Raw genomic sequence first — 4,496 nt, 5'->3', positions numbered from 1 at the left:
GGAGCTCCTTCACCACGCCGGCGCAGACCACCCGCCACCACTCGCCCGGGTCGCTGTCGGCCGTGCGCACGACGTAGTTGCCGGTCGGCTCCGGCGTCCACACGTCGAGGTCCGGCAGGGGAGCGGACTCGACGACGCAGCCGGCCGGCGCCAACCCGACCGCGGCGCCGGCGGACATGGGCCCGACCGGGCTCGTCAGGTTGCCGTGCACCGCGAACGGGTCCAGTCCGTCGCCGATCATCACGGCGGCCCGGGGCTGCGCCAGGTCCGCGGCGGAGGCACCGCGGCGGGTCACGAACCAGGCGCTGCTGTTCTCCCATGTCGTCGTCGGATCCGGGTGCGTGAGGTGGAACGCGACGAACGCCATGCGGATGTCGCCGACGTCGTCCAGGTACAGCACGTCGACCTCGCTGACCGGCTCGCTGACCGCCAGTTCGCCGGCCCGCTGGCGCTCGGTCACCAGCCGGTCGAAGTCCGCCACGTAGCCCGGGTCCGCCATGGCCAGCGCGCCGCGTACGGGCGTGTGCCGCAACCGCTCCGCCCACTCGTGGATGGTCGCCGGCGGGTTGCCGTCCACGGCGGTGGAGCGACCGCCGCCTGGCAGCGTGGGCAGCACGACGGCCGCGACGGCGGCCAGCGCCGCCCCGGCGGCGATCGTCCGCCGGCGACGGACGCGGCGCCGCCGCGACCACAGGCGCCCGTAGGGGTCCGGCACGGGCCGCACACCGTCGGCGAGGTCGGTCAGCGCCTCCCGGACGCGTTCGTCCACGGTCATCGCGGGCTTCCCTTCAGGAGTTCGGGGGCGTCGAGGACGGTCCGCAGCCGGGCCAGGCCGCGCGACGCGTGGCTCTTCACGGTGCCGACGGGCCAGCCGAGCATGGCAGCGACCTCGGCCTCGGGCAGGTCGTCGAGGTACCGGAGCACGACCACCACGCGGGTCCTGGGCGGCAGCCCGCGCAGCGCGTCGACCAGCGCCTGCCGCCGGACGACCCGGTCGGCCGTGTCGTCGGTGACGGGCTCGGGCGGTGCCGCGCCGACCACCTCACGCGACCGCACCCGATGCCACAGGCTGATGTGCTGGTTGGCCATCGTGCGGCGCAGGTAGGCCAGCGGATCGTCCACCTTGCGCCAGCGCCGCATCACCTTGAGCAGCGCGGACTGCACCAGATCCTCGGCGTCGTGCGCGGAGCCGGTGAGCAGGTACGCGATCCGCAACAGGTCGCCGTACCGCAGCTCCACGAATTCCCGGAATTCCTCAGCCACCCGCACTCCTTCTGGCCGTCGACACCTAGCCAGACCCCAGCGACCCCCGAAACGTTGCGGTTCCGGGGGCCTTTCTCGGGTTGCGTGGGCTCAGGCGCGGCGGAAGGCGCGTACCGCCAGGGGTACGAAGATCAGGAGCAGGCCTACGAGCCAGGCCAGGGTCTGCAGCGCCGGTGTGGTGGGGGAGGGGAAGCCGATGGTCAGGCCGCGTACGGCGTCGACGGCCAGGCTCATCGGGTTGACCTCCGCGAACGCGCGGACCGGGCCCGGCATCGTCTCGACCGGCACGAAGGCCGACGACGCGAAGGTCAGCGGGAACACCCAGATGAAGCCCGCCGACTGTGCCGTCTCCGGGTTCTTGACCGACAGGCCGACCCAGGCGCTGATCCACGAGAACACGTAGGAGAAGCCGAGCACGAGCAGGAACGCCAGGACCAGCTTCCAGAACGGCTCCGACGGCCGGAAGCCGACCGCGACGCCGACCGCGGCCATCACCACCAGCGTCAGCACGTTCATCACCAGGTCGGCCGCCGTCCGTCCGAACAGGACGGCCGCGCGGGACATCGGCAGGGAGCGCAGCCGGTCGACGACGCCGGCCGCGAGGTCCTCGGTCAGGCCGATGCCCGTGATCAGCGCGCCGAAGACCGCTGTCTGCACGATGATGCCGGGCAGGAGGAAGTTGACGTACGACGTCGCGCCGGTGTCGATGGCGCCGCCGAAGATGTAGCGGAACAGCAGGACGAAGATGACCGGCTGGATGAACGCGAAGACGATGTAGACCGGGCGGCGCAACGTCTTGCGCAGCTGCCGGACCGCCAGCACCTGGCTGTCGCGCAGGACGGCGCCGAGCGAGAGACGTTGGCGTCCGCCGCGGGAGACCAGCCCGAGCCGGTCTGTGGTGGCGGTCATGCGACGACCTCCGGTTCGACGGTGGTGGCGGCGGTGTCGGCGGCGGTGGTCGTGTGGCCCGTCAACGCGAGGAACACGTCGTCGAGGCTCGGCTGGGTCAGCTGGACCACGGTGACGGGTAGACCCTTGGCGTCGAGGCGGCGGATCGCCTCCGCTGACGCGTCCGGTCGGGACACCCGCAGGACCAGCTCGGACGTTGGCACGTCCACCTGCACGGCGGTGCCCGCGGCGGCCAGGTCGGCGAGCACGGACTCCGCGGCGGTGAGATGGGCCGGATCGGCCAGGCGCACCCGCAGCACGTCGGTGCCGGCGCCGGCCTTCAGCTCGGCCGGCGTGCCCTCCGCGATCACCTTGCCGGCGTCGATCACGGCGATGCGCTGGGCCAGCCGGTCGGCCTCCTCGAGGTACTGCGTGGTGAGCAGGACGGTCGTGCCGGTGTTGCGCAGCTCGTCGACGATCGTCCACAGCTCCTGCCGCGACCGCGGGTCCAGCCCGGTGGTCGGCTCGTCGAGCAGCAGCACGGGCGGCTGCCCGGTCAGGCTCGCGGCGAGGTCGAGGCGGCGCCGCATGCCACCGGAATATGTGCTCACACGTCGGTTCGCGGCCTCGGTCAGCTCGAAGCGCTCGAGGATGTCGGCCGCGCGGCGGCGGGCCTCGGCGCCGGTCAGCCGGTAGAGGCGGCCCACCATCTCGAGGTTCTCCCGGCCGGTCAGCTCCGCGTCGACGGCGGCGAACTGCCCGGCCAGCCCGATCGCCAGCCGCACGGCGAGTGGTTCGCGCAGCACGTCGTGGCCGAGCACGCGGGCGTCGCCGCGGTCCTGCCGCAGCAACGTCGACAGCACCCGGATCAGCGTGGTCTTGCCCGCGCCGTTGGGCCCGAGCAGCCCGAACACGGTGCCGGCAGCCACCCTGAGGTGCAGGCCGTCGAGGGCGACCACCTTGCCGTACGACACGGCGAGATCGTCGACCTCGACCGCCGGACGCGGATCAGCGTTCGTCGTCATGTACCCCTCCCAGGCACATGCCTAGCAGGTCCCGCCCGTCGCCGCCGTCCCTCGTCCGGTGTCGATACCTATTCGAGTGCCCGGGTGGCGAGCAGGAGAACGCCGACCGACGTGGCCGCGAGCCGGCGGCGGTGTTTGTCAGGACTGGCCCGGCGGCTGGTTCGGCTTCTCCTTGGGCGACGTCGCGGCCTTGGGCTCCTGCGGCTTCGAGGAGTTCGCGGGCTTCGAGGAGTTCGCGGGCTTCGAGGAGTTCGCGGACTTCGACGGTTTCGCAGGCTTGGACGGCTTCGCGGGCTTCGACGGCTGGCCAGTGCCGTGGCCGCGGCCCCAGCCGTTGCCGTTTCCGTCGCCCGCCGGGCCGGAGCCGGAGCCGGTGGGAGCGCCCGGGGTCCCCGGCGGAGTGGTGCCGGCCGGCGGCTGCGGCGCCGTGGTCGGGCGTTCGTTGACCACGCCGCCCGGTCGGTCCGTGCCGCTCGGGCCGTTGACCGGCGGTCGGGTGGGTTCCGGGCCGGGGAGCGTGCCGGTCGCCGCGGCCACCGCCAGCCCACCGCCGGCGAGCACCGCGCCGGCGACGGCCACCTTCACCGCCAACGCCCGGCCCACGACGCGGGCTCGCCGGCCCGCCACGGTGGGCGCGGCCGCGGGCTGCTGGGCGGCGCGGAACGCGGCGACCGCGGCCTCCTCGCCGACCAGCTCCGTCGGATGCGCTGGCGCCCGCAGTGCGGCCAGCGCCGGCGGCAGCGGGCCACCGTCGAGCATCCGGTCGAGGTCGGCATCGTCACGCATGGCGGTGCTCCAGTGTTTCGGCGAGCCGGCGCAGCCCGCGGTAGGCGGCCGTGCGTACCGCGCCAGCACGTTTGCCCAGCACCTTGCCCGCGCTCTCGGCGTCGAGCCCGACCACCACGCGGAGCAGGACCGCCTCGGCCTGGTCGCGCGGCAGCGTGGCGATCAGCGCGAGCGCGCGCTCCGTGGCGATCGCGTCGGTGGCCGCGCCCGCGGTGTCCGCGGCGCCGGCCAGGGCGGCCAGGTGGGCCTCGGCGGACACCGTCTCGGGCCGGCGCCGGGTGCGCCGCAGGTGGTCGAGGGCGCGGTGCCGGCCGACGGTCGCGCACCAGGCGCGGAAGCCGGCCAGATCGCCCTCGAACGACGTCAGGTCGCGGCAGACCTGCAGCCAGGTCTCGGAGGCGACGTCGTCCGCGTCGGCGCCGACCAGGACCCGCAGGTAGCGGACAGTGCGACCCGTTGATCGTGCGGTCGTGCAGGACGACCAGCTTGCCGTCCTTCGTCACGCCCGTGTCCAGCTCCAGCGTGGAGATGGCC

At 73.8% G+C, this 4,496-nt stretch carries 6 protein-coding genes; all 6 read right to left on the bottom strand.

The genetic code is table 11. The features are described from left to right. The coding region (locus tag AB0H87_RS38540; protein WP_360157694.1) for a hypothetical protein at positions 1-775 on the bottom strand (775 nt) is incomplete at its 3' end. Beyond that, positions 772-1,263 (bottom strand): SigE family RNA polymerase sigma factor, encoded by a 492-nt coding sequence (locus tag AB0H87_RS38535; RefSeq protein ID WP_360157691.1) that lies wholly within the window; start codon positions 1,261-1,263, stop codon positions 772-774. The genes AB0H87_RS38535 and AB0H87_RS38540, both read right to left, overlap by 4 nt. A 90-nt stretch (positions 1,264-1,353) precedes the next feature. Continuing rightward, complete coding sequence (locus AB0H87_RS38530; protein WP_360157688.1) at positions 1,354-2,172, bottom strand: ABC transporter permease; 819 nt, start codon at positions 2,170-2,172, stop codon at positions 1,354-1,356. Continuing rightward, entirely contained in the window at positions 2,169-3,176 is a 1,008-nt protein-coding gene (locus tag AB0H87_RS38525) for an ATP-binding cassette domain-containing protein (protein ID WP_360157685.1), read from the bottom strand. Before AB0H87_RS38525 ends, AB0H87_RS38530 begins: the two co-directional genes overlap by 4 nt. Positions 3,177-3,314: 138 nt before the next feature. Further along, entirely contained in the window at positions 3,315-3,962 is a 648-nt protein-coding gene (locus AB0H87_RS38520; RefSeq protein ID WP_360157682.1) for a hypothetical protein, read from the bottom strand. After that, the gene (locus AB0H87_RS38515; RefSeq protein WP_360157697.1) at positions 3,955-4,389 is read right to left on the bottom strand and encodes an RNA polymerase sigma factor; all 435 of its coding nucleotides are present in this window, start codon (positions 4,387-4,389) and stop codon (positions 3,955-3,957) included. The genes AB0H87_RS38520 and AB0H87_RS38515 overlap by 8 nt, the downstream gene beginning before the upstream one ends. Positions 4,390-4,496: the final 107 nt, after the last annotated feature.

Source organism: Asanoa sp. NPDC050611 (assembly GCF_040654855.1).
Taxonomy (GTDB): domain Bacteria; phylum Actinomycetota; class Actinomycetes; order Mycobacteriales; family Micromonosporaceae; genus Asanoa.
This window is presented reverse-complemented; position numbering and strand designations above follow the sequence as displayed.